A 22,263-nucleotide genomic window follows, 5' to 3' on the forward strand; every position below is an offset into this window, starting at 1 on the left:
GTTACCAATAGATCAAGAATGCGTCAAAAACTACAGCATACGGAACAGGTCTGCTTCGCCCAAGCCAACACAAAGCTGTTTCGTTTGCAGTGCCTCCAACAGGAAGCCAACTTTTATCGCTCGAAAGGTTATTCTACAACGTGTGGAAACATAATGCTGCGTTTATATATACCCTTATTAATTGAAATTCTGGCGTTGTTGGGGCATTCACCGCCCAAATTGCTGATGTCGATCAGCTTATCGGGATTTATCGGATTATTGCCAGCCAACAGCGCCAGTCAATCAGGATACCGCTCAGATTAATGAATTCCACCAATACGGCTTAAACGCACACCCGTTGGCCATTCACCTTCCTGCTTTTCAAAACTCATCCAGATAGCAGTGGCTTTACCCACCAGATTGCGCTCAGGGACGAAGCCCCAGAAGCGACTATCCGCACTATTATCCCGGTTATCACCCATCATAAAGTAGTGACCTTCCGGAACCACCCAAACGCCAAGCGGCTGGTCTGGCTGCTGATAATAAGCACCAATCTGATCGTTCCGACCCGGCACCATCAGAATCTGATGGGAAACCGGCCCTAAACTTTCGCTGCGCTGACGCAAACGTACACCATCATCTGGAACCGGCTTATTGGTCGGAATCTGGAAGAATCCGGCCGAAGACTCGCCCATACCGCTGAAGCGGAAAGTCTGGACGAATTCGCTCGGCATAGATTCGCTGTAAGTAATGGCTAACGCGCTATCACAAGAGTGACCAGTATTGCAGGCTGGCTGCACCGTTACTTGTTTGGCAATAGGATCGTAACTAACCCGATCTCCCGGCAAACCAACCACACGCTTGATGTAATCAACCCGAGGATCCAGCGGATACTTAAATACCACCACGTCGCCGCGTTTCGGATGTCCCGTTGGGATCAGCGTCGTCTGGGTAATAGGATCTTTAATGCCGTAGGCATACTTTTCCACCAGAATAAAATCGCCGATCAGCATAGTTGGCATCATCGATCCAGACGGAATCTGAAATGGCTCATAAATGAATGAACGCACGATAAACACCAGCGCCAGCACCGGGAAAATCGAAGCACAGGTCTCGATCCAGCCAGGCTGACGAGCAACTTTAGATAAAGCTTTCTCATCTACCGTGCCCGCTGTTTGGGCATTGATAGCCGCAATTTTTGCCTGACGTGCCGGCGCCCATTTGAAACGCTCGAAACACCAGATAATCCCTGTGACCAGCGTAGCTACGGCCAGAATCAAGGCGAACATGTTAGCCATTCAAACTCCTTACAACTTATTTTCCGTCTTTGCCAACGTGCAGAATGGCCAGGAAAGCCTCTTGTGGCAACTCAACGTTACCCACCTGCTTCATACGTTTTTTACCGTCTTTCTGCTTCTGCAACAGCTTTTTCTTACGGCTAACATCACCGCCGTAACACTTCGCCAATACGTTTTTACGCAGCTGTTTCACGGTTGAACGCGCAATGATGTGGTTGCCGATAGCCGCCTGAATTGCAATATCGAATTGCTGGCGCGGAATCAGCTCTTTCATCTTCTCGACCAAATCGCGACCACGATATTGAGCGTTGTCACGGTGAGTAATCAGAGCCAGTGCATCAACACGTTCGTTGTTGATCAAAACGTCAACGCGGACCATGTCAGAGGTCTGGAAACGCTTGAAATTATAGTCCAGGGACGCATAGCCGCGTGACGTTGATTTCAGGCGGTCAAAGAAGTCCAGCACCACTTCTGCCATCGGGATTTCGTAGGTCAGCGCCACCTGGTTACCGTGGTAAACCATGTTGGTCTGTACGCCACGTTTCTCGATACACAGTGTAATAACGTTACCCAGATACTCTTGCGGCAACAGCATATGACACTCTGCGATAGGCTCGCGCAACTCTTCAATGTTGTTCAGTGCCGGTAGCTTAGACGGACTATCAACATAAACGGTTTCCTGACTAGTGGTAATCACTTCATACACTACGGTTGGCGCAGTGGTAATCAGTTCCAGATCGTATTCACGTTCCAGACGTTCCTGAATGATTTCCATATGCAGCAAGCCAAGGAAACCACAGCGGAAACCAAAACCCAGCGCAGTAGAACTCTCTGGTTCATAGAACAGAGACGCGTCGTTCAGGCTCAATTTACCCAGCGCATCACGGAAGCTTTCGTAATCATCAGAGCTGATTGGGAACAAACCGGCATAAACCTGCGGTTTCACTTTCTTAAAGCCCGGCAGGGATTTTTCCGCCGGTTGACGAGCCAGCGTCAGCGTATCGCCGACTGGCGCGCCAAGAATGTCTTTAATCGCGCAGACCAACCAGCCTACTTCGCCACAGTTCAACACTTCGCGGTCAATACGTTTTGGCGTGAAGATACCTAAGCGGTCAGCGTTATAGGTCTGGCCAGTGCTCATCACTTTGATCTTGTCGCCTTTGCGCAAGGTACCGTTTTTAATACGGATCAAAGAAACAACGCCCAGATAGTTATCGAACCATGAGTCGATGATCAGCGCCTGTAATGGAGCTTCCGGATCGCCCTCTGGCGGCGGAATATCACGCACCAGACGCTCAAGCACATCAGGTACACCAACACCGGTTTTCGCCGAGCAGCGCACGGCGTCAGCAGCATCGATACCGACGATATCTTCAATCTCTTCCGCTACGCGTTCAGGATCGGCGGCTGGCAGGTCGATTTTGTTCAAAACCGGAACCACTTCCAGATCCATTTCCATCGCGGTATAGCAGTTGGCTAATGTCTGGGCTTCAACGCCCTGCCCAGCATCCACCACCAGCAGTGCGCCTTCACAGGCCGCCAGCGAGCGGGAAACCTCATAAGAGAAGTCTACGTGACCGGGAGTATCGATAAAGTTGAGCTGATAAGTTTGACCGTCCTGAGCTCGATAATCCAAGGTCACGCTTTGTGCCTTGATGGTAATCCCGCGCTCACGCTCCAGATCCATGGAATCCAGAACCTGCGCGGCCATTTCGCGCTCACTTAAACCGCCACAAATCTGGATAATACGGTCAGACAGCGTCGACTTACCGTGGTCAATATGGGCAATAATGGAGAAATTTCGTATATGCTTCATTATAAAAGTTTTTCTGCCTTGGTATTTCTGAATCATTCGCCTATGGACACACGCATGGACATAAAGCGACAGTCAGTATTGTAAGTTGTTAGGTTGGCTGTCTTTCGCCTAAGTCGCGGTATTCTACATGTCAAGACAATGAAAACCTAGTCATCCTCATGCCAATCCTTACTATTATCCTTGCTTTCAGATGAAATCAAGTCGCTCTGTCAGGACACTCCTCGAGAGCAATAGCGGCCCATCATTGGCATTAATATGAATACCGGAACCGCGAGTCGCTCGGCTTAAAGGATAGTCGCATTAAAGCTTAACGCGCCGTATTTTTATGTTGCTGATTTATATCAGAGTTTAAATCCATTTAAATAAAGTGGTTATTGGGCGGATTTGGGAGATATGCTCAAAGAAACCTACGTCATTCTCTTCTTGGCTCTCCTCCTAAGTCACTTATTATTTTCTCATTGAGGTAACTGATGTCTTTTCAGAAATACCCATTCACTTTAGGAAAAACCTCATATCGTCAATATTCGCCTCACCTAGAATATAAAAATCACCTTGGAATAACCTAAATGGTGAAACCGTTTTATCGCCATTAAGGAGGTCTGATGATCGATGAAGGCCCAATTCTCAGCCGCCACGAGTTTAGTAAGAAAAACTCAAAACTGACACTGGCTTCCGTCGCCTTTATTATAGTAATGACACTGGTGATTATCACATTGGCAACGGCAACCAATGTATTTTCTACGCCTTCAATATTATTGGTGTTGTGCATTCTGCTGGCGGCATTATCCCTGAGCGTCCTGCTTTATTCCCGGTTATATATCACGCCGGACTTTACCTATTTCTTATATGAGAATGGCGTTCGGGTATTTAATCATTACAGTGAAAAAGTTTATTTCATTCCTTTTGATAAAATCACGCATATTTACCATTTCCACTTGGGGATTAATCCAAGGGGAAAGATAAACGCAATGGCATTTCGCGCCTCACACCACCAGCAATGGAATATTATCGTTTCTAATATCATGGGAGCTAACCCCTTAATGCGAAATATCGTTTATCAACAGGTTAGCCATGCTGGCGACGCCTGTCTTACCCGACTATTTCAGGGAGAAATAATCAACTTTGATGTGGTTAACAAAAAACCGTCTTGGTTTAATCAATTTATTGATCATGACCTGGTTGAGGTTATTCCCCATGCCATTAGGCTGAACGCACGCACTTTAACCACGCAGCAACGCGTCATTGATATCGAGAATATACGGAGAATTGAAACTGGGAGTAAGGGCAATAATAACGAGTCGATACGCCTGCTTGATGATGAAGGGAGTGTTTTATTTTCGATAAATTATGCGGAATTAATCAGCGCAGATCTGTTTATTGCCTTAATTCAACATATGATTCAAAACCGCATACCAGCCTATCACAGCCCGATAAATCACTAATTTGAAATCAATCTTGCTGGATTCTCAGCGCCGTCGGCGGTAAACCTATTTGCAATACAACCGGTTGATAATCAGCCCGCTCCTCAACCTTAGCCGCCAGCCTTCGAGCAAGTAAAAAACCGGCTATTCCGCCTAATACCGCACCAACCGCGGTCATTGCCTCGGTCACAAAGATATTCTGACATAATGCGCCACCGGCAATCAGCCCGAAAAGCGGCGTCAGGTAAACCAACATCGCCGAACGTAGCAAGCTGCCTTCGCTGATTCCCACTTCAACCCGTTGACCCGGTTCAAGCGGTTGATCGATAGCGACTTGAAGCTGATGTTGAGATTCTGGGCCAAGTTTATTCAACAGGTCGCTGCCACAGCCGCCGCGGGCATGACAATTACCGCAGCCGGCATGAGGCTCACAGCGCAGCAACGCTATACCCTGTTGCCACGAAATCACCGTGGCCCATTCCTTCATCATTATTTCTTAGCCTTTAACACAACGCTGCCGGCAATACGTTTCGCCGTAGCGGGAGGAATCTCACCTACAACGGTAATTTCAGCGCCATTGCGTACTTCACTTTCAACGGTACGGCGCCCCTGACGCAAAGATTGCCCGGTCACAGCATTCTTATCGGCCGGGTTTACGTTCACCGTAAAGCTGAACAATCCGTCGGTATACAATCGAGTTTCCGTTGGCGTATCCAGATTCGGTAGAGTTCGACGGCTGCGAGAAACTTCGACCATTCCCGAAGGCAGCCAAGCTGGAGCCCAGACGAAATCGACTTTTTGTTTCGCAGGTAAAGCGAGCAATGGTGGTAGCTCAAGAGCTTTCATACCTTGCAATACCGTTTGAATCGGCGTACCTACCCCCATGGATATCACTCTGAATTGCTCCAGCGTTTCTCCATCGCGATCCAAGAGATCGATGCGCATCGGTAATTTTGTCGTTTCGTCTAGCCAGATAATATAGCTATAGCGCGTGCCATCTTTGGCTACAACACGAATAACCTGGCAGGGGCGATCGGCTACGCGCGCTCGCCCCACGGCAATATAGTCGTAATATTTGGCCAGATTTTTGAAATTAGAAAACACGATGGAAGGCAAAGCATCGACTATGTGATCACCGGCCAGAGTAAAAGGGTCGAAGCCAGGTTCGAAATAGCTAATTTCAGTACCGCGCTGAAGAACCTCGGTGCGAGGTCCATCCATGCGTAATAGCTGAGCTAACGCTTTGCCTTCAGATATAGCATGGCGATAACGAAGAGAATCAATCCCTTGGTTATTGACATTAATATAGCCTAGCTCATAGTTGAGTGACTGACTGGCACTGCCCATTTCTTGCAACAACGCCTCTGGTTCATTTTGAGCAGAGGCGATTATTGGCACGAACAGGCCGCCCGTCAGTAAACAGACGGATAACAAAAGTTGCTTCATTACTGCTGTTGCATTCCTAAGGACTGAGTTCCAGGCACCTGAATAGCGGCTTGCGGCGATACAGACTGTTCTTGTTGTAGCGGATCCTGCGGTAAACGGCGCTGCAATTCAAAATCCTGGCTCAGCATATCGACACGGCGACGCTGTTCCTGAACCTGCTTTTGCTGACTGTTGCCAAAAGTTCCATCAACCGGCACACCAAAACTGACTGGCGATGCTTTGCCCATCATTGGCAAGGTATTAAAGGCCGGAGATTCAGACTGCATAGTGTCTGTTGCTGGCTGGTTGTATTGCTGAACCCCCACAATCACCGCCAGAGAAACGCAGGCAGCCATGCCAACTTGGGTAAGTTGACTAGCCCAGGGACGCACTTTGTTCCAGAACGGCATTTTCTGCCAGAGATGCGGCTGAGGTTGAGATTCAGGCACGGCAGCTGGTGCGAAGCGGACGGGTTCATCTTTCAGTGCAGCAGCCACGCGGCTAGCAATATCAAGATGAATGACTTCACCAACGTCACCGCGCAGAGTGTCACGGATTAAGTGATAACTCTGCCAGCTTTGTTGCAGTTCGTTATCTTTTGATAAAGAACTCATCAGTTCGCTATCAAGAGTTTCACCATCCATCAGAGCGGAAAGCTTTTCTTTCTGCATGCCTAAATACCCTTTATGTGTCCGCTATCGCTGAATCAGCGGCTGAACTTTGTTATCGATAGCTTCGCGAGCACGGAAGATACGCGAACGAACGGTACCGACCGGGCAATCCATAATGGCGGCTATTTCTTCATAGCTCAAACCATCCAACTCACGCAAAGTGATCGCCATCCGGAGATCCTCCGGGAGTGACTCTATGGTACGAAAAACTATCTGCCTCAATTCCTCAGACAACATTAAGTTCTCAGGGTTCGAAATTTCTTTTAATGCGCCCGCATTTTCGTAATTTTCAGCATCATTTGCATCCACATCACTGGATGGTGGACGACGTCCCTGAGCGACTAAGTAATTTTTTGCCGTGTTGACGGCGATACGGTACAACCATGTGTAGAAAGCACTATCGCCACGGAATGACTCCAATGCGCGATAAGCCTTTATAAAGGATTCTTGTACCACATCAGGGACATCGCCCTGAGGTACGTATCGAGATACAAGGCTCGCCACTTTATGCTGGTAACGAATAACCAGTAAATTGAACGATTGTTGGTCTCCTTTTTGGACCCGCTCAACCAGCATTTGATCCGTTAACTGCTCGCTCATCCGAGGCAAACTCTCCCGAAATATATCCCCACGCTAAAAATCGTACTGCCAGTCATATCATTACCTTCCTGAGCAAGCACTTGCTTGGAGTTTAATTAAAAAGCAAAGTTCCCTATTGCCCTGTTTTTCTTTCGATATCCTTTCAATATCTGATACCCGTAGCTTTTGCTCGGGCAGATAGGCTACCATGAAAATCACCCTTCTTCTGCACACATCATACGTTATGTCATCATCATCAGAACATGTTAGCGATGTATTGATCATCGGAAGCGGCGCTGCGGGCCTGTCACTGGCGCTGCGCCTTGCACCACACTGTAAAGTTACCGTTCTGAGCAAAGGTCCGCTGAACGAAGGCGCAACCTTTTATGCTCAAGGCGGAATTGCAGCCGTTTTTGACGAAACCGACAGTATCAGCTCACATGTTGATGACACGCTGATTGCCGGGGCCGGGCTGTGCGATAAAGATGCCGTCGAATTTATTGCCAGTAACGCACGCAGCTGCGTGCAATGGCTTATCGATCAGGGCGTACTCTTTGATACCGAAACCAACGCCAGCGGCGAAGAACGTTTTCATCTAACCCGTGAAGGCGGTCACAGCCACCGACGCATTCTGCATACAGCCGATGCTACAGGTAAAGAAGTAGAGACTACCCTGGTAGGTAAAGCAAGCACCCACCCCAATATTTCAGTGAAAGAGCGCCGCAATGCCGTGGACTTGATCACATCGAATAAAATTGGCCTGCCGGGAACCAAGCGGGTCGTGGGTGCTTATGTCTGGAACCGCGAGCTGGAAAAAGTGGAAACTTATCGCGCTAAAGCCGTGGTGTTGGCTACCGGCGGCGCAGCTAAGGTTTATCAATATACGACCAATCCAGATATTTCCTCCGGTGATGGTATCGCTATGGCCTGGCGTGCCGGTTGCCGCGTCGCCAATCTGGAATTTAACCAGTTTCACCCGACCTGCCTGTTCCACCCACAGGCGCGCAATTTCCTGTTAACCGAAGCGCTGCGCGGTGAAGGAGCCTACCTAAAACGCCCTGACGGCACCCGCTTTATGCCTGATTTTGACGCGCGAGGCGAACTGGCACCGCGAGATATCGTCGCCCGAGCCATTGACCATGAAATGAAGCGGCTGGGTGCCGATTGTATGTATCTGGATATCAGCCATAAACCAACTGAATTCGTGATGCAGCATTTCCCCATGATCTACCAAAAACTGCTGTCTTTGGGCATCGACCTGACCAAGGAAGCTATTCCCATCGTTCCGGCAGCGCATTATACCTGCGGCGGCGTGATGGTCGATCAGCATGGTCGAACCGATTTGGACGGGCTGTACGCCATTGGGGAAGTGAGTTACACCGGGCTGCATGGAGCGAACCGCATGGCGTCTAACTCATTGTTGGAATGTCTGGTTTACGGCTGGTCGGCATCTGAGGATATTTTGATGCGTTTACCCCACGCCAAATTAGCCAAACATCTGCCTGAGTGGGATGAAAGCCGAGTTGATAACTCCGATGAACGCGTAGTAATACAACATAATTGGCATGAATTAAGGCTATTTATGTGGGATTACGTCGGCATCGTACGTACGACCAAAAGGTTGGAACGCGCCCTGCGCCGCATCAATACTTTGCAGCAGGAAATCGACGAATATTACGCGAATTTCCGTATTTCCAACAACCTGTTGGAATTGCGTAATCTGGTGCAAGTCGCCGAACTTATCGTGCGCTGTGCGATGGAAAGGAAAGAAAGTCGCGGCCTGCATTATACGCTCGATTATCCAGATCTACTGGAAAATCCGCGCCCGACCATCCTTCAACCCTGATATTTCGGTATTCTGTTAAGGGCACTTCAGTGCCCTTAGTTTCTTTATCTATTTGTCACAATGAATATTTCACAACTAATAGTTAAGATAAAAATCACCAATTAACTGACAAAATTCAGGTGAATACACATCCTCCGCCTGACGCAAAGTTAAATGCTGATGTAGCTTTTCTCCATCCTGACGAGATAAAACCAGCAACATTCGGTGCAATGGCTTACCGGGTCTGTCTCGCACATCAACCTGTTGCCGCACAAACCAACCTTGCTGAACGGCCGACGCTGCCAAATCCTCACCAATGCTGTGCGGTAATACTACGCAGAAGCGACCTTCCGGCGTGATCAATCGTTCAGCGCTACGCAACAACGCTTCGTGAGTCAGGGATCCGGTATAACGCGCAGTATTTCTCGCTTCATCACGGCAGGCCACCGCCGGAGAAAAGTAAGGCGGATTACTGACGATTAGATCATATTGATGAGGATGGTGTTCTGCGAATGCATTTACATCAGCACTATAAATACGAATTCGATCGTGCCAAGGAGAAGCCTGCGCGTTTTCAGTAGCCTGCTCCGCCGCCTCGCTTTCCAGTTCGACGCCGTCGATCAAAACTTCCGAAGACGATCTCTGAGCGATCATCAAAGCAATCAACCCACTACCACAGCCGATATCCAGCACGCGCCGAGCCTGTTGTAACGGTACCCATGCGCCGAGTAATACTCCGTCAGTGCCTACCTTCATGGCGCAGCGATCGTGAGCCACAAAAAACTGTTTAAAGGTAAAACCACCGCGACGTAAACTCGGTTTTATTTTCAATTGTTCGCTCACATTAATCACCAGAATCTTTAACTGGCGTAGCATAGGACAATATGATTGAAGGTAAAAGACATCATTCCCGCTTAAACAGGTGAAGAATTCGGCTAACCCGTCTATAATCGGCGCCCCAAGTAGAGGAAGACCATGACTGTAACCAATTTTTCCGAACTCGATCTCGACGAACGCCTCATTGACGCCCTGCGCGACAAAGGCTATGAGCGCCCTACCGCCATTCAGGCTGCGGCTATTCCGCCAGCTATGGACGGACGCGACGTATTGGGTTCGGCTCCCACAGGTACGGGCAAAACTGCCGCCTTTTTGCTGCCAGCCTTGCAGCATCTGCTGGATTTTCCACGCAAAAAATCCGGGCCACCGCGCATCCTGATTCTGACGCCAACCCGTGAGCTGGCGATGCAAGTTGCCGATCAGGCCCGAGAACTGGCCAAACACACTCAGTTAGACATCGCGACCATCACCGGTGGCGTGGCCTACATGAACCATGCTGAAGTCTTCAGCGAGAACCAGGACATCGTGGTTGCGACCACTGGCCGTTTACTGCAGTACATCAAAGAAGAGAACTTTGACTGCCGTGCGGTAGAAACCCTGATTCTGGATGAAGCCGATCGTATGCTGGACATGGGCTTTGCGCAGGATATCGAAACTATCGCCGCGGAAACTCGCTGGCGTAAGCAGACATTACTGTTCTCAGCCACGCTGGAAGGCGAAGCGATTCGCGAGTTTGCCGAGCGTATTCTCGAAGAGCCAGTAGAGTTGGAAGCCGATCCGTCTCGCCGCGAGCGTAAAAAAATCCAGCAATGGTACTATCGCGCAGACAATATCGAACACAAAACTGCCCTGTTGGTTCATTTACTGAAACAGCCGGACGTGCAGAAATCCATTATCTTCGTGCGTACCCGTGAAAAGGTGCACCAATTGGTGAGCTGGCTACGTGAAGCCGGTATTAACGCCTGGTTCCTCGAAGGTGAAATGGTTCAGGCCAAGCGTACCGAAGCGGTTATTCGTTTAAGCGATGGTCGCGTCAACGTATTGGTAGCAACGGACGTGGCGTCTCGTGGCCTGGATATCGACGATATCAGTCATGTATTTAACTTTGACCTACCGCTCACAGCGGACGTCTATCTGCACCGCATTGGCCGTACCGGTCGGGCTGGTCGCAAAGGCGTGGCGATTTCTTTGGTTGAAGCACATGATCATTTATTGCTGGGCAGAATTGGTCGTTATCTGAAAGAACCACTGAAACCTCGGGTCATTGACGAGTTGCGTCCAACCAGTAAAGAGCCAAGCGCCAAATCTACCGGCAAACCGTCGAAAAAGGTTTTAGCGAAGCGTAAAGAGCTGAAGGCGGCCAACAAAGAAAAAACCAAGGTTAAAGTGCGCCACCGCGATGCTAAAAATGTCGGTAAGCGCCGTAAACCAAAGAATAAAGCTGACGCTTAACGCGCAGGTTTATTCCACTGGACAGCAAAAAGCCGCTTGTTAAAGCGGCTTTTTTTATGGGTAAACTCATCCACGGATTTTGTCTTGCTGAAGGATAATTTCATCAAGATCCCCAATTTCCGTCCAAAATCGAGCAAATTAAATCCACACTGTTTATCTACAAAACAGGCACTTAACACACGGCCGTTGCTCTATCGCTGCGGCGCAGTCTCAAGGCTGTTTCTGGTATAATTCAGCCTGTTTATTTGCCCGTAGCCATTCATTCAACTGCTGGTATTTCCTCTGCATTTCATTGGTCTGTAGTTTTTGCGGCGTCATTGCAAAATACTGCTGAAAATGAGCCCCCTGCTTATTACGCAACTCAGCATTCGCGCCGGCCTGTAACAAACGTAGCGCCAATTCTGGCGCATTGATTTTACCAGCCAAATGCAGCGGTGTGTCTCCCAGGCGATCCGGCAGGTTAGGATCGGCACCCGCAGCCAATAACATCATCACCTGCACTTCTCGCCCAGCCATCACCGCCGCAGCCAACGGAGTTGCCGACGTAATACTATTGCGCGCATTCGGTTTCAACCGACCATCTAACAATATTTGTAAATAATGAGCATCCTTAACGCTCGCCGCAGTATGTAAGGCACTGTTGCCTTGCAAGCCGGGCTGGAACGGATCGGCATGAAGTTCCAGTAACGCAGCCAGGCTTTCCGGCTGCTGATTCAAGATCGCCCATTGCAGCAAAGTGATCGATTGATCCCCCCGCTGCTGCAAGATTTTTTCAGAAGCGAGCTGCTGTATCTGCGCGACATCACCACGATAAATAGCTTCGGCAATCGGCGTTACTTGTGGATCGTTAAATACATTTTTACTCTCAGTCATCGCCAATCCCTCAAAACTCATAAGCGATATCAATACACCGCAAACAGTGTAGCGAATATACCGCAGGCAACTGTTCATCGGTGTTCTATCAGGCATTTTTCAACTCCCAGGGTTTTTGCTCGCTCATGGAAGACAGAACTTTATCAATTCTATGAGCAGCCAGACTGCGTGAAAGATGTTTATGCGGCAACCAATCGTCCAGACCACTTAGCTTGTCGTTATTCGCCAGCGTGATTTTATGGCCAATGGCATTCGGAATTATAGACGTCGATTCCTGCGTGTCAGTGAGCATGTCATATTGTTCGCTATAACGGCGAATAGCTCCACTTTCAGCTTCACTTTTTGCCTGAGCCGGATTGATCCCTAAACGATTTAGCGTGTGATCCGATACGCCAGCCGCGTTAAAGGTTACCGCAACGGTCGCCGTCGCTAATGCCGCCGTTGCCGCCAATCCACCGCCCAGCGAGTGACCGGTAATCACCAAGGCTTCGCCAAAGGCCATTTTCGCGGTTTTACCTAAGGCAACAGCCTGATTATATTGAACATCGTCATAGCCAGTGGCCTGTCGAACGTTGCTCAGCCAATCTCGCATATCATTGGTGCCGGCAAAAGCCAGAACATACTGCTGCTGATTCGAATAGATTCCAGCCTGAAAACCAGAGGCGCGGTCAGACAAACTAGCAGGATCGATACCCGCTTTAAGCAGATCAGCATCACTTAAACGCTGGAATCCGTCCAGATTAGCCCCGGTTGGCCTATAAACATCTTTAGCCAACAGCGCCAGCGAGTAATCGCTTTTCTGAGATGCTTTACCCTTTCCTATCACTTCAGCTGATTTTAGCGCCGCAGACTGCTCGCTCCGGGATAAACCAAGATCGGAAACCATTGATTGATAGAGATCGTTACTTTCCCGTGTTGCAGCAGAAAACACCGCATTTTTGGCTGTCACAACGGCAGAAAAAGTTGACTCAGTTTCAGTTGAAGTGCTCGCCGTTCTGACCGAATTCGATGGAATAATTGGATTAGACAGAGTATTTAACGGCGAAGCTACGGAAAGACTCAGTGGCATAGTCATTACGACTCCTTGTCGACAGCAAAATTAAGCGAACACCTAACGGGTGTAACTTGGCTATCGGCAGGTCGGATGAGTTCTTTATGAGAAAAGATAAGAATGACTTATTGAATACCGAAAAGTGTGAAGCCGCTCAGGCTTTACCTTAGAAAAGACGGCGCACAATAAAAAAGGGAGCCAAAGCTCCCTTTTCATTAAACTCTCACGGCTAAAACCCTATAAATTACAGGCTTTCAGTGAAAGTACGAGTAATAACATCGCGTTGCTGCTCTGGAGTCAGTGCGTTGAAACGTACCGCATAGCCAGAAACACGAATGGTCAGCTGCGGGTATTTTTCTGGATGTTTAACAGCATCTTCCAGAGTTTCACGGCGCAGAACGTTAACATTCAGGTGCTGACCGCCTTCTACACGAACGGTAGGCTGAACTTCCAGCGGAACTTCGCGGTATTCAATCTGACCTAATTCGCTAGCAGGAACGATTTGATCTTCTGCATAGTCAGCTTTAGCGCATACGCAGCGCAGTTCGTTTTTCTCGTCGTCTAACAGCCAAAAAGAGTTCAGCAAGGCTTCATTGTTAGCTTTAGTAATTTGAATACCAGTAATCATTTGGTGCCTCCGTAATACGGCTAAAATTCCAGGAATGGAAAAGTGACGTTGGTTATTTGGTAAAACCATTGTTCTCTTATTGTTCTATATACCAGTCAAATCACCGTTATTCTTTGACTTAAATCAAGATTTACAGCCCAGCACTTTACGAGCTGTGGGCAAATTTATGTTTTATATCAATTTTATCAAATACCAACGCAACAATTATTTTTGTAAATTTTCAACAAAAATTACATTAATTGGCGCTATTTTAAGCGACATCTACACCGTAAACTTTTAACAGTTTCCCTGCTCAACGCTAACCGGTAAGCTGAGCAACATAAATTTTCAGCAAAAACAAAGGAGAGTCTCATGACCACCTCCCTCACTTGGCACGACGTAATTGGTCAGGAAAAGCAACAACCCTACTTCCAAAATACGCTGGCTCAGGTCGCCGCCGAACGTCACGCGGGGAAAATCGTCTATCCACCGCAAAAAGACGTATTTAATGCCTTTCGGTTAACCGAACTGGATCAGGTAAAAGTCGTGATTCTCGGCCAGGATCCGTACCACGGCCCAAATCAGGCCCATGGTTTGTCCTTCTCGGTGCTGCCCGGCGTACCGGCGCCACCGTCGCTGGTAAATATGTATAAAGAGCTGGCTACCGATATTCCCGGCTTTGAACGCCCCAATCACGGTTTTTTACAAAGCTGGGCGGAACAGGGCGTATTGCTGCTAAACACCGTTCTCACCGTCGAAGGTGGCAAAGCGCATTCACACGCCAATTTTGGCTGGGAAACTTTTACAGATCGGGTGATTGCCGCATTAAACCAGCATCGGGAAGGAATTGTATTTTTACTTTGGGGGGCTCACGCGCAGAAAAAAGGGCAAATTATCGACCCGCAGCGCCATCATATTTTGAAAGCCCCGCATCCTTCCCCACTCTCCGCCCATCGCGGCTTTTTTGGCTGTAAACACTTCTCACAGGCCAATCAACTATTGATAAAACAGAATTTAGCGCCTATCGACTGGCAACCTAAATTTCCAACTACCTGATTGAAATCGTAAAAAAGGCACCGTTAAGGTGCCTTTTGCTTGATTGGGTAGCCTTAAGCTTTCGCTTTGGAAACCGCAACCATCGCCGGGCGCAACAGACGGCCATTCAGCGTATAACCCTTTTGCATCACCATCATCACTTGGTTCGGCTCATGATCGGCAGACTCAAGCATAGTCATCGCCTGATGAACTTCCGGGTTGAAAGGCACATTGGTTTCACCCACAACTTCGATACCGTATTTGCCCACTGCATCCAGTAAGGATTTCAGCGTCAATTCGATACCTTCGATCATTGATGTCAATTCGGTATTGGAGCGATCTGCTGATTCCAGAGCACGTTCCAGATTATCAATCACCGGGAGTAAGGATGATGAAAATTTCTCTAACGCAAATTTATGCGCTTTTTCAATATCCAATTCGGTACGGCGACGGATATTCTCAACTTCAGCTTTCGCGCGTAACAGGCTTTCGCGCTCACGCTGCAAGGCGTCAGCCAATTGGGTTTCCAGCTCTGCAACCCGCGGATCAACACCGTCACTAGTCTCTTGTGCGGCTCCCGCTTGCTGCTCGACTGCTTGTTCCATTTCTTCCGAGACTTGCTCGTTAGGCGTTTTCTGTTCTTTACTACTCATGGATATCTCCGCGTTTTAGCATTAATCTCGCTACTTGGCTTATTATGGGGATCAAAACCGGGGATTCAAGGGAACCGGTCACAATGTAGGGCACAAACAGGCTCTACTGAGGAAAACCACGGCAATGAATAAAAGATTCAACTGTATTGGTATTGTCGGTCACCCACGTCACCCGGCCGCTCTTGCTACACACGAAATGCTCTACCATTGGCTAAAATCCAAGGGTTATGCCGTTATGGTTGAACGGCAAATTGCCCGCGACCTCAATTTAACCAACGCCGTTACCGGCAGTCTGGCTGAAATTGGTCAAAAAGCCGATCTGGCGGTGGTGGTCGGCGGCGATGGCAACATGTTGGGCGCAGCGCGCGTCTTAGCTCGATATGATATCAAAGTGATTGGCGTCAACAGAGGAAATCTGGGATTTTTAACTGATCTAGACCCGGATAACGCGCAACAGCAACTTTCTGACGTTCTGGAAGGCGAATATCTCAGCGAACAGCGATTTTTGCTGGAAACTCAGGTTCGGCGAGCCAATCAACAATGCAGAATGAGCACCGCGATCAACGAGGTGGTACTACACCCCGGAAAAGTCGCGCATATGATCGAATTCGAAGTGTATATCGACGATCGTTTTGCGTTTTCCCAACGATCCGACGGCCTGATTATTGCCACTCCGACGGGTTCTACGGCTTACTCACTCTCCGCCGGCGGCCCGATATTGACGCCGACGCTGGACGCCATAGTTTTAGTGCCCATGTTTCCACACACGCTTTCCGCGCGACCCTTGGTTATCAACAGCAGCAGCACCATTCGATTGAAATTCTCCAAGATTAGCAGCGATCTGGAAGTGAGCTGTGACAGCCAGATCGCCCTACCCATTCAGGAAGGTGAAGAAGTCCTGGTTCGACGCAGCGATTTCCACCTGAATTTGATTCATCCAAAGGACTACAGCTATTTCAATACCTTAAGCACCAAGTTGGGTTGGTCAAAAAAATTATTCTAAAAAGTTATTTTGCCACTTTACTGTATATAAAACCAGTTTATACTGTATTCAAATACAGACATGTGTTTATGTACAGGAGATTTACCATGCTGGCCCAACTGACCATCAGTAATTTTGCTATTGTGCGCGAGTTAGAAATTGATTTTCAGCCCGGATTAACCGCAATTACTGGCGAAACCGGCGCAGGCAAATCTATTGCTATTGATGCATTAGGATTATGCTTGGGTAGCCGTGCAGATGGCAGCATGGTGCGTCTAGGCGCTTCCAGAGCCGACATCTGCGCTCGTTTCTCATTAGCAGACACCCCAACTGCTCGCGCATGGCTTGAACATCACCAGTTGGATGACAGCAATGAATGTCTGCTGCGTCGCGCTATTGGGGTCGATGGCCGTTCGCGGGGCTTTATCAACGGCACTGCGGTTCCTCTTTCTCAACTAAGAGAGCTGGGGCAACTCCTGATTCAAATTCATGGCCAACATGCTCACCAGCTGTTATTGAAATCAGATCACCAGAAACAGCTACTGGATGCCTATGCCGATCAACCGGCATTGCTAGCTGAAATGAAAACCGCCTACCAACTGTGGCATCAGAGCTGCCGTTCGCTGGCCTTGCATCAGAAGCAATCCCTTGAGCGTGATGCTCGTCATCAACTGCTGCAATATCATCTTAAAGAGCTGAATGCCTTCGCACCGGTGCAGGGCGAATATGAGCAGATCGATGCCGAATACAAGCGTCTGGCTAACAGCGGTCAGTTGATTTCTATCAGCCAGCAGGCTCTACAGTTGCTTTCTGATGATGAACAACAAAATATTCTCAGCCAGCTTTATACCGCCAAACAGCATATTACCGAACTGGCAGGCATGGATGAGCAGTTCAACAATTTATTGAATATGCTGGAAGAAGCATCGATCCAGATTAGCGAAGCTAGCGATGAATTGCGCCATTATGGTGAAAAGTTGGATATGGATCCGAATCGCCTATATGAACTGGAACAGCGACTATCACGCCAGCTTAATCTGGCTCGGAAGCACCACATTGCGCCGGAAGAACTTCCTCAGCTTCATCAACAGCTACTGGATGAACAACAACTCCTTTCGCAACAGGAAAGCGATCAGGAACAGTTAAGCGAAACGGTCAATCTTCACTATCAGCGCGCATTGGCATTGGCAAATCAGCTACATCAGGCTCGTCAGCATTATGCAGAAGAGCTGGCCACCTTGATTACCGAAAGCATGCACCAGCTCTCTATGCCGCATGGCCGATTTGCCATTGGTGTGCATTTCGAGCCGGAACACCTCAGCGCAGAAGGGGCAAGCCGTATAGAATTTAGTGTGACCACAAATCCAGGGCAACCTTTGCAACCTTTGGCTAAAGTTGCCTCCGGTGGCGAGTTATCGCGTATCGCATTAGCTATTCAGGTTATTACTGCTCGCAAAATGGATACGCCAGCACTCATTTTCGATGAAGTAGATGTCGGTATCAGCGGGCCAACGGCGGCGATTGTCGGTCAACTGTTGCGTCAGTTGGGGGAATCCACTCAGGTCATGTGTGTGACCCATCTTCCGCAGGTTGCAGGTTGTGGCCATCAACACTTCTTTGTCAGTAAACAAACGGATGGCGCAGAAACCGAAACACAGATGCATAAGCTGGATAAAAAAGCCCGTTTGCAAGAATTAGCGCGCCTGTTAGGCGGTAGCGAAGTGACGAAAAATACCCTGGCAAACGCGAAAGAGCTGCTTGCTGCATAAAAAAGCTCAACTTTTTTGCATTCAGGAGGTCATATTGAAGCCTTGTAAAGGTTTCCAACTGCTGCAAGGTCTATTATCATCGTCATCCTATGCCCTAAAGGAATGTGATTACTATGCGCTGTAAAATGCTGACTGCCGCCGCTGTAATGCTAATGATGCTTACCGCGGGTTGTTCCACGCTGGAAAAGGTGGTCTATCGGCCTGATATTAATCAGGGTAACTACCTGTCACCTAACGATGTATCCAAAATTCATAAAGGTATGACGCAGCAACAGGTGGCATACACACTAGGTACTCCGATGCTGCAGGACCCCTTTGGAACTCAAACCTGGTTCTACGTATTCCGCCAGCAGCCGGGACACGAAAAGGCTACACAGCAGACGCTGACCCTGACGTTCAACAGCAGCGGTGTTCTGACTGATATTAAAAATGAACCAGCGCTGAGCGGAAATTAATTTTTTCGTCGATCATGCTAGTGGTAGAGAAGGAAGATAGAGAATCACCTTCGATATAGCGCTAACGGATAAATGCCATTGGCGCTGATCTTCAATCAGACTGGCTTTATCCGTCATGCTTCAGGGCTGATAAAAAGTGAGGCGCACAACGCGCCTTATTTTTTTGCTTTTTCAGCGCGGATTCGACGTAACTCTTTTGGATCAGCAATTAACGGACGATAAATTTCGACTCTATCGCCATCATTAACTCTGTCACCCAATTTTACGGGGCGACTGTAAATCCCCACTTTGTTTTTTTGCAGATCAATATCAGTACGCAACTCTAAAAGCCCCGAGGCCTCAATCGCTTGCTCAACCGTGCTGCCTTCCGCGAGGCTCACCTTCCGAACATACTGACGCTCTGGCAAGGCATAAACGACCTCAACGTAAAGATCAGGCACTGTAGACCTCTTTTGCACGCTGGGTGAATGCTTGCACCATATTCCCCGCTAGCTCTTTAAACACTTTGCCAAAAGCCAATTCAATCAGCTTGTTAGTAAATTCAAAATCCAGATGCAGCTCCACTTTACAGGCATCAGGGCTTAATGGCGTGAAATGCCAACCGCCCATCAGCTTACGGAAAGGTCCGTCAACCAACTGCATGTTGATACTTTGGTTATCCGTTAGCGTATTACGCGTGGTAAACGTCTTGCTGATACCCGCTTTGGCAACATCTACCGCCGCCGTCATTTCATTATCGCAAGCGTCAAGCACCCGGCTCCCCGTGCAGCCAGGCAAGAACTCTGGGTAAGAGCAAACATCATTAACCAGTTGGTACATTTGTTCTGCACTGAATGGCACTAATGCAGAGCGACTAATCTGTGGCATAACATTTCCTGAGAGACATAAAACGCACGGATAATACCATTTATCTGGCAACTGACAAAAAATCAACGGCGCATAAACGGTAATAAAATCGACAAAATAAGGCCGCAGCGCACGGGAAAGGATTTCATTCGTCAACGCATACAGTATAATGATCAACACTATGACAAAGAAAAAAGCATACAAACCCGGTTCCGCAACCATTGCGCAAAATAAGCGCGCCCGCCACGAATACTTCATCGAACAAGAATTCGAAGCTGGCCTATCGCTGCAAGGTTGGGAAGTAAAATCTCTGCGCGCTGGTAAAGCCAACATCAGCGATAGCTACGTCACGTTTAGAAACGGTGAGGCCTTCCTGTTTGGGGCCACCATTACCCCACTAAACGTCGCGTCTACACACGTTGTTTGCGAACCTATGCGTACCCGTAAACTACTGCTGAATAAACGTGAGCTTGACTCACTGGTCGGCAAAGTTAATCGCGACGGTTTTACCGTAGTGGCTCTTTCCGTCTATTGGAAAAATGCCTGGGTTAAAGTTAAAATCGGCGTCGCAAAAGGCAAGAAAGACCATGACAAGCGTGATGATATTAAAGATCGCGAATGGCAGGTTGATAAAGCCAGAATTATGAAACACTCTAATCGTTAAGTCTCTGGCTTAACAGGTTATAGTTCTGGTATACTACAGAAGTTCTTTGGGGCTGATTCTGGATTCGACGGGATTCGCGAAACCCAAGGTGCATGCCGAGGTGCGGAGGCCTCGTAAAAAACCGCAAAAAAAATAATTGCAAACGACTCGCAATACGAATCTGCTGCTTTAGCAGCTTAATCAGCCTAAGAAACTGAAGATTCCCTCTCTCCCTAGCCTCCGCTCTTAGGACGGGGATCAAGAGAGGTCAAACCCAAAAGAGATCGCGTGGACACCTTGCCTGGGGTGAAAGCGTTAAACCCAATCAGGATAGTTTGTTAGTGGCGTGTCCGTCCGCAGCTAACCGGCGAATGTAATGACTGGACTAAGCATGTAGTGCCGACGGCGTAGTAATTTCGGACGGGGGTTCAAATCCCCCCAGCTCCACCAAATAAAACAAGGGGTTACGTGAAAGCGTAGCCCTTTTTTTATAGTAGTGGCGGCAAAATGGCGACAGAGTTTTACTGCCTACTATTCTCCAGTGGGTTCACTTCGTAAGCATAAGTAAAGGGAATATGTGATGACAGAGCAAAACCCTCAGTATCAAGTCAAAGAAGTTCGCGAACTGCATAGCGTCCACAACGGAACCAACCAACTCAATAAATTTTTAGCTGATGGCTGGATTTTGTTATCAACAGCAACGGGTGTTGATTCAGAAAATTATCCTATTCATACATGGACTATTGGGCGCATTAGCTAACACGGCAGAACTTTGTCCACCAAGCCAGCCAAAGAGCTGGCTTTTTATTGCGTCAGTGTCCGCACATTAAACAATTTTCAGTTTTAGAAACACGTATAAATCTTGCTACAACACGCACTAGCCCTACCTTTTCAAGTTTTCTTTCAACCTTGAAAGCAATCCTCACGTTCCACCTAAAAAACCACGTAATTCACACAATCCCCTTTAAATTCAATGTACTAATACTTTTCCGCGATCCACTCCGAGATCCAAAAACTGAAAAACACTGAAATTTTTTTCAATCTTTTCAGTTAAAAAATTGCCGCAAAGCCCCAGCCATGGCGCGGGCTGGCGGGGTATTTTGTAGGAATTTAAAACTGAAAAAACTTTATAAAGCAAAGTGTGCAGGCGGGTGCGGTGTAGTGCCGTTTCCGTGGGGATTACGTTTCTTTCGTGGGGATTCTGCAGCGCTGGCAGGACGAGGCGGGCGCGATCCATTTAGACTATTTCGGGGTGGTGATGGGTTTATTGCGTGGCGTGTCGGGCTGCTGGCGGTATTTTGGGATGGGCGTAAAAAAGCCCGCATTTCGCAGGCTCAATATTAGCACGTAAAATCAGCTACAAAGTTAATAGCACACCTGTCGCTGCAGATAAGATACCGGCAACAGTATTGTTGTTAAGCAACTTTTGCCATAGTGCCTGTGCTTCAGGATCTTTACTCGTAGCTATAGCATCAGCAAGCTGCTCAATGGTGATTGTTTGAGAAATCGTATTATTGTTACCTGCTTGAAGATTACCGGCATTTACCTCACCATTGAAAGTAAAGGTTTGGGATGCAGCTTGTTTTTACTCTGGCACGCCTAATGCTTCTACGGAAAGATTGGCTAAATAAGGCTTCCCGCCTACTCCCAGTGAATCTTGAACCTCCCAATCAATCACTTTAAATAAACGCTCTTTGTTACCAATTTTCTGAGTAATTACATTATTAATATCGAATGGACAATCTCTCGAAGTAATCAGAACTAAAATTGCATTATTTTTCGCAACCCTTTGCCCTCGATAAGACTCACCATCAAATTCAAAATTATCTGGGTAGAAAAAATCTATATCCATTTGCAAGCCTCTCGTGCTCAAAAGTTAAGAAAACTAAACAATGCCCGTTAACCAGACTAGGGGCAATAAATGAGCACATCAATAAGAAAAATAAAAGAATTTTGATTTTATGACAGAGATCGATTAACCAATCACAGGGGCATATTTTTGGCGTAATCCGTCTGACTTGCTACCGGTGGCGGTGAGGCTGCCAG

General features: G+C 48.0%; 25 protein-coding genes and 1 other RNA gene. 11 read left to right on the forward strand and 15 right to left on the reverse strand.

Annotated features, from left to right (window positions below):
• Positions 1-18: 18 nt before the first annotated feature.
• The gene (locus DBA33_RS14525; RefSeq protein WP_064516790.1) at positions 19-303 is read left to right on the forward strand and encodes a hypothetical protein; all 285 of its coding nucleotides are present in this window, start codon (positions 19-21) and stop codon (positions 301-303) included.
• On the opposite strand, the gene lepB is transcribed toward DBA33_RS14525, so the two are convergent.
• Both lepB and lepA read right to left on the reverse strand, forming a co-directional pair.
• The gene (lepB, locus tag DBA33_RS14530; protein ID WP_120806690.1) at positions 300-1,277 is read right to left on the reverse strand and encodes a signal peptidase I; all 978 of its coding nucleotides are present in this window, start codon (positions 1,275-1,277) and stop codon (positions 300-302) included. The genes DBA33_RS14525 and lepB overlap by 4 nt on opposite strands.
• 16 nt (positions 1,278-1,293) lie before the next feature.
• Positions 1,294-3,093 (reverse strand): translation elongation factor 4, encoded by a 1,800-nt coding sequence (gene lepA, locus DBA33_RS14535; protein WP_064516786.1) that lies wholly within the window; start codon positions 3,091-3,093, stop codon positions 1,294-1,296.
• A gap of 602 nt (positions 3,094-3,695) precedes the next feature.
• Between lepA and DBA33_RS14540 the strand changes: the two genes are divergently transcribed.
• Complete coding sequence (locus tag DBA33_RS14540; RefSeq protein WP_064516783.1) at positions 3,696-4,535, forward strand: hypothetical protein; 840 nt, start codon at positions 3,696-3,698, stop codon at positions 4,533-4,535.
• Between the two features lie 7 nt (positions 4,536-4,542).
• On the opposite strand, the gene rseC is transcribed toward DBA33_RS14540, so the two are convergent.
• Genes rseC through rpoE form a run of 4 tightly spaced genes read right to left on the reverse strand, consistent with a single transcriptional unit; the run spans position 4,543 to position 7,210 of the window.
• Complete coding sequence (rseC, locus tag DBA33_RS14545; RefSeq protein WP_064516781.1) at positions 4,543-5,004, reverse strand: SoxR-reducing system protein RseC; 462 nt, start codon at positions 5,002-5,004, stop codon at positions 4,543-4,545.
• Positions 5,004-5,960: a sigma-E factor regulatory protein RseB gene (gene rseB, locus DBA33_RS14550; RefSeq protein ID WP_064516779.1), complete on the reverse strand. Its 957-nt coding sequence runs from the start codon at positions 5,958-5,960 to the stop codon at positions 5,004-5,006. Before rseB ends, rseC begins: the two co-directional genes overlap by 1 nt.
• Positions 5,960-6,610, reverse strand: a complete 651-nt coding sequence (gene rseA / locus DBA33_RS14555) for an anti-sigma-E factor RseA (RefSeq protein WP_064516778.1) — start codon at positions 6,608-6,610, stop codon at positions 5,960-5,962. The genes rseB and rseA overlap by 1 nt, the downstream gene beginning before the upstream one ends.
• A gap of 24 nt (positions 6,611-6,634) precedes the next feature.
• A complete protein-coding gene (rpoE, locus tag DBA33_RS14560; protein ID WP_004718098.1) occupies positions 6,635-7,210 on the reverse strand; it encodes an RNA polymerase sigma factor RpoE in 576 nt (191 codons plus the stop codon).
• A 223-nt stretch (positions 7,211-7,433) separates the two neighbouring features.
• On the opposite strand from rpoE, the gene nadB reads away from it, so the two are divergent.
• Positions 7,434-9,035 carry an L-aspartate oxidase gene (gene nadB / locus DBA33_RS14565; protein ID WP_179207930.1) on the forward strand — a complete coding sequence of 534 codons (1,602 nt, stop codon included), beginning with the start codon at positions 7,434-7,436 and terminating at the stop codon, positions 9,033-9,035.
• A 75-nt stretch (positions 9,036-9,110) separates the two neighbouring features.
• Here the strand turns inward: nadB and DBA33_RS14570 are convergent, their stop codons facing one another.
• Positions 9,111-9,857 carry a tRNA1(Val) (adenine(37)-N6)-methyltransferase gene (locus DBA33_RS14570; RefSeq protein ID WP_064518473.1) on the reverse strand — a complete coding sequence of 249 codons (747 nt, stop codon included), beginning with the start codon at positions 9,855-9,857 and terminating at the stop codon, positions 9,111-9,113.
• Between the two features lie 132 nt (positions 9,858-9,989).
• Here DBA33_RS14570 and srmB point away from each other — a divergent pair, with 132 nt between their 5' ends.
• Positions 9,990-11,303 carry an ATP-dependent RNA helicase SrmB gene (gene srmB, locus DBA33_RS14575; RefSeq protein ID WP_064516774.1) on the forward strand — a complete coding sequence of 438 codons (1,314 nt, stop codon included), beginning with the start codon at positions 9,990-9,992 and terminating at the stop codon, positions 11,301-11,303.
• Positions 11,304-11,513: 210 nt separating this feature from the next.
• On the opposite strand, the gene DBA33_RS14580 is transcribed toward srmB, so the two are convergent.
• The 3 genes from DBA33_RS14580 to grcA form a co-directional block, all read right to left on the reverse strand.
• On the reverse strand, positions 11,514-12,176 hold the full coding sequence (locus DBA33_RS14580; RefSeq protein WP_064516772.1) for an ankyrin repeat domain-containing protein: 663 nt from the start codon (positions 12,174-12,176) through the stop codon (positions 11,514-11,516).
• Positions 12,177-12,264: 88 nt separating this feature from the next.
• Entirely contained in the window at positions 12,265-13,251 is a 987-nt protein-coding gene (locus tag DBA33_RS14585; protein ID WP_064516770.1) for a DUF2974 domain-containing protein, read from the reverse strand.
• A 220-nt stretch (positions 13,252-13,471) separates the two neighbouring features.
• Positions 13,472-13,855, reverse strand: a complete 384-nt coding sequence (gene grcA / locus DBA33_RS14590; protein WP_064516769.1) for an autonomous glycyl radical cofactor GrcA — start codon at positions 13,853-13,855, stop codon at positions 13,472-13,474.
• A gap of 351 nt (positions 13,856-14,206) precedes the next feature.
• On the opposite strand from grcA, the gene ung reads away from it, so the two are divergent.
• Positions 14,207-14,890: a uracil-DNA glycosylase gene (gene ung / locus DBA33_RS14600; RefSeq protein WP_064516767.1), complete on the forward strand. Its 684-nt coding sequence runs from the start codon at positions 14,207-14,209 to the stop codon at positions 14,888-14,890.
• A gap of 53 nt (positions 14,891-14,943) precedes the next feature.
• Here the strand turns inward: ung and grpE are convergent, their stop codons facing one another.
• On the reverse strand, positions 14,944-15,522 hold the full coding sequence (grpE, locus tag DBA33_RS14605; RefSeq protein WP_064516765.1) for a nucleotide exchange factor GrpE: 579 nt from the start codon (positions 15,520-15,522) through the stop codon (positions 14,944-14,946).
• Positions 15,523-15,646: 124 nt separating this feature from the next.
• On the opposite strand from grpE, the gene nadK reads away from it, so the two are divergent.
• The 3 genes from nadK to bamE all read left to right on the forward strand — a co-directional run bounded on the left by nadK (position 15,647) and on the right by bamE (position 18,728).
• Positions 15,647-16,525 (forward strand): NAD(+) kinase, encoded by an 879-nt coding sequence (gene nadK, locus DBA33_RS14610; RefSeq protein ID WP_064516762.1) that lies wholly within the window; start codon positions 15,647-15,649, stop codon positions 16,523-16,525.
• A gap of 86 nt (positions 16,526-16,611) precedes the next feature.
• Positions 16,612-18,273: a DNA repair protein RecN gene (recN, locus tag DBA33_RS14615; RefSeq protein ID WP_064516760.1), complete on the forward strand. Its 1,662-nt coding sequence runs from the start codon at positions 16,612-16,614 to the stop codon at positions 18,271-18,273.
• A gap of 113 nt (positions 18,274-18,386) precedes the next feature.
• Positions 18,387-18,728: an outer membrane protein assembly factor BamE gene (gene bamE / locus DBA33_RS14620; RefSeq protein ID WP_064516759.1), complete on the forward strand. Its 342-nt coding sequence runs from the start codon at positions 18,387-18,389 to the stop codon at positions 18,726-18,728.
• 155 nt (positions 18,729-18,883) lie between these two features.
• On the opposite strand, the gene DBA33_RS14625 is transcribed toward bamE, so the two are convergent.
• Complete coding sequence (locus DBA33_RS14625; RefSeq protein ID WP_120806694.1) at positions 18,884-19,168, reverse strand: RnfH family protein; 285 nt, start codon at positions 19,166-19,168, stop codon at positions 18,884-18,886.
• Entirely contained in the window at positions 19,161-19,595 is a 435-nt protein-coding gene (locus DBA33_RS14630) for a type II toxin-antitoxin system RatA family toxin (RefSeq protein WP_064518471.1), read from the reverse strand. The genes DBA33_RS14625 and DBA33_RS14630 overlap by 8 nt, the downstream gene beginning before the upstream one ends.
• Positions 19,596-19,755: 160 nt before the next feature.
• Between DBA33_RS14630 and smpB the strand changes: the two genes are divergently transcribed.
• The 3 genes from smpB (at position 19,756) to DBA33_RS14645 (ending at position 20,977) form a co-directional block, all read left to right on the forward strand.
• Positions 19,756-20,238 (forward strand): SsrA-binding protein SmpB, encoded by a 483-nt coding sequence (gene smpB / locus DBA33_RS14635; RefSeq protein WP_064516757.1) that lies wholly within the window; start codon positions 19,756-19,758, stop codon positions 20,236-20,238.
• Positions 20,239-20,286: 48 nt separating this feature from the next.
• Positions 20,287-20,667, forward strand: a transfer-messenger RNA (tmRNA) gene (ssrA, locus tag DBA33_RS14640).
• A gap of 130 nt (positions 20,668-20,797) precedes the next feature.
• Complete coding sequence (locus DBA33_RS14645) at positions 20,798-20,977, forward strand: hypothetical protein (RefSeq protein WP_050111620.1); 180 nt, start codon at positions 20,798-20,800, stop codon at positions 20,975-20,977.
• A gap of 210 nt (positions 20,978-21,187) precedes the next feature.
• Here DBA33_RS14645 and DBA33_RS14650 read toward each other — a convergent pair whose 3' ends face one another.
• Positions 21,188-21,454, reverse strand: a complete 267-nt coding sequence (locus DBA33_RS14650) for a hypothetical protein (RefSeq protein WP_240442708.1) — start codon at positions 21,452-21,454, stop codon at positions 21,188-21,190.
• A 348-nt stretch (positions 21,455-21,802) separates the two neighbouring features.
• Entirely contained in the window at positions 21,803-22,069 is a 267-nt protein-coding gene (locus tag DBA33_RS14655) for a hypothetical protein (RefSeq protein ID WP_120806695.1), read from the reverse strand.
• Positions 22,070-22,263: the final 194 nt, after the last annotated feature.

Source organism: Yersinia sp. IP36721 (genome assembly GCF_003634395.1).
Taxonomy (GTDB): Bacteria; Pseudomonadota; Gammaproteobacteria; order Enterobacterales; family Enterobacteriaceae; genus Yersinia; species Yersinia entomophaga.

What these genes read in the sequence shown, in the direction of transcription:
- DBA33_RS14540 (WP_064516783.1), top strand. Translation starts at nt 3,696, where the DNA reads ATGATCGATGAAGGCCCAATTCTCAGCCGCCACGAGTTTAGTAAGAAA.
- grpE (WP_064516765.1), bottom strand. Translation starts at nt 15,522, where the DNA reads ATGAGTAGTAAAGAACAGAAAACGCCTAACGAGCAAGTCTCGGAAGAA.
- rseC (WP_064516781.1), bottom strand. Translation starts at nt 5,004, where the DNA reads ATGATGAAGGAATGGGCCACGGTGATTTCGTGGCAACAGGGTATAGCG.
- DBA33_RS14655 (WP_120806695.1), bottom strand. Translation starts at nt 22,069, where the DNA reads ATGGATATAGATTTTTTCTACCCAGATAATTTTGAATTTGATGGTGAG.
- lepB (WP_120806690.1), bottom strand. Translation starts at nt 1,277, where the DNA reads ATGGCTAACATGTTCGCCTTGATTCTGGCCGTAGCTACGCTGGTCACA.
- rpoE (WP_004718098.1), bottom strand. Translation starts at nt 7,210, where the DNA reads ATGAGCGAGCAGTTAACGGATCAAATGCTGGTTGAGCGGGTCCAAAAA.
- grcA (WP_064516769.1), bottom strand. Translation starts at nt 13,855, where the DNA reads ATGATTACTGGTATTCAAATTACTAAAGCTAACAATGAAGCCTTGCTG.
- DBA33_RS14650 (WP_240442708.1), bottom strand. Translation starts at nt 21,454, where the DNA reads ATGGATCGCGCCCGCCTCGTCCTGCCAGCGCTGCAGAATCCCCACGAA.
- nadK (WP_064516762.1), top strand. Translation starts at nt 15,647, where the DNA reads ATGAATAAAAGATTCAACTGTATTGGTATTGTCGGTCACCCACGTCAC.
- bamE (WP_064516759.1), top strand. Translation starts at nt 18,387, where the DNA reads ATGCGCTGTAAAATGCTGACTGCCGCCGCTGTAATGCTAATGATGCTT.
- lepA (WP_064516786.1), bottom strand. Translation starts at nt 3,093, where the DNA reads ATGAAGCATATACGAAATTTCTCCATTATTGCCCATATTGACCACGGT.
- rseA (WP_064516778.1), bottom strand. Translation starts at nt 6,610, where the DNA reads ATGCAGAAAGAAAAGCTTTCCGCTCTGATGGATGGTGAAACTCTTGAT.
- ung (WP_064516767.1), top strand. Translation starts at nt 14,207, where the DNA reads ATGACCACCTCCCTCACTTGGCACGACGTAATTGGTCAGGAAAAGCAA.
- DBA33_RS14585 (WP_064516770.1), bottom strand. Translation starts at nt 13,251, where the DNA reads ATGACTATGCCACTGAGTCTTTCCGTAGCTTCGCCGTTAAATACTCTG.
- DBA33_RS14645 (WP_050111620.1), top strand. Translation starts at nt 20,798, where the DNA reads ATGACAGAGCAAAACCCTCAGTATCAAGTCAAAGAAGTTCGCGAACTG.
- recN (WP_064516760.1), top strand. Translation starts at nt 16,612, where the DNA reads ATGCTGGCCCAACTGACCATCAGTAATTTTGCTATTGTGCGCGAGTTA.
- rseB (WP_064516779.1), bottom strand. Translation starts at nt 5,960, where the DNA reads ATGAAGCAACTTTTGTTATCCGTCTGTTTACTGACGGGCGGCCTGTTC.
- nadB (WP_179207930.1), top strand. Translation starts at nt 7,434, where the DNA reads ATGTCATCATCATCAGAACATGTTAGCGATGTATTGATCATCGGAAGC.
- srmB (WP_064516774.1), top strand. Translation starts at nt 9,990, where the DNA reads ATGACTGTAACCAATTTTTCCGAACTCGATCTCGACGAACGCCTCATT.
- smpB (WP_064516757.1), top strand. Translation starts at nt 19,756, where the DNA reads ATGACAAAGAAAAAAGCATACAAACCCGGTTCCGCAACCATTGCGCAA.
- DBA33_RS14525 (WP_064516790.1), top strand. Translation starts at nt 19, where the DNA reads ATGCGTCAAAAACTACAGCATACGGAACAGGTCTGCTTCGCCCAAGCC.
- DBA33_RS14580 (WP_064516772.1), bottom strand. Translation starts at nt 12,176, where the DNA reads ATGACTGAGAGTAAAAATGTATTTAACGATCCACAAGTAACGCCGATT.
- DBA33_RS14630 (WP_064518471.1), bottom strand. Translation starts at nt 19,595, where the DNA reads ATGCCACAGATTAGTCGCTCTGCATTAGTGCCATTCAGTGCAGAACAA.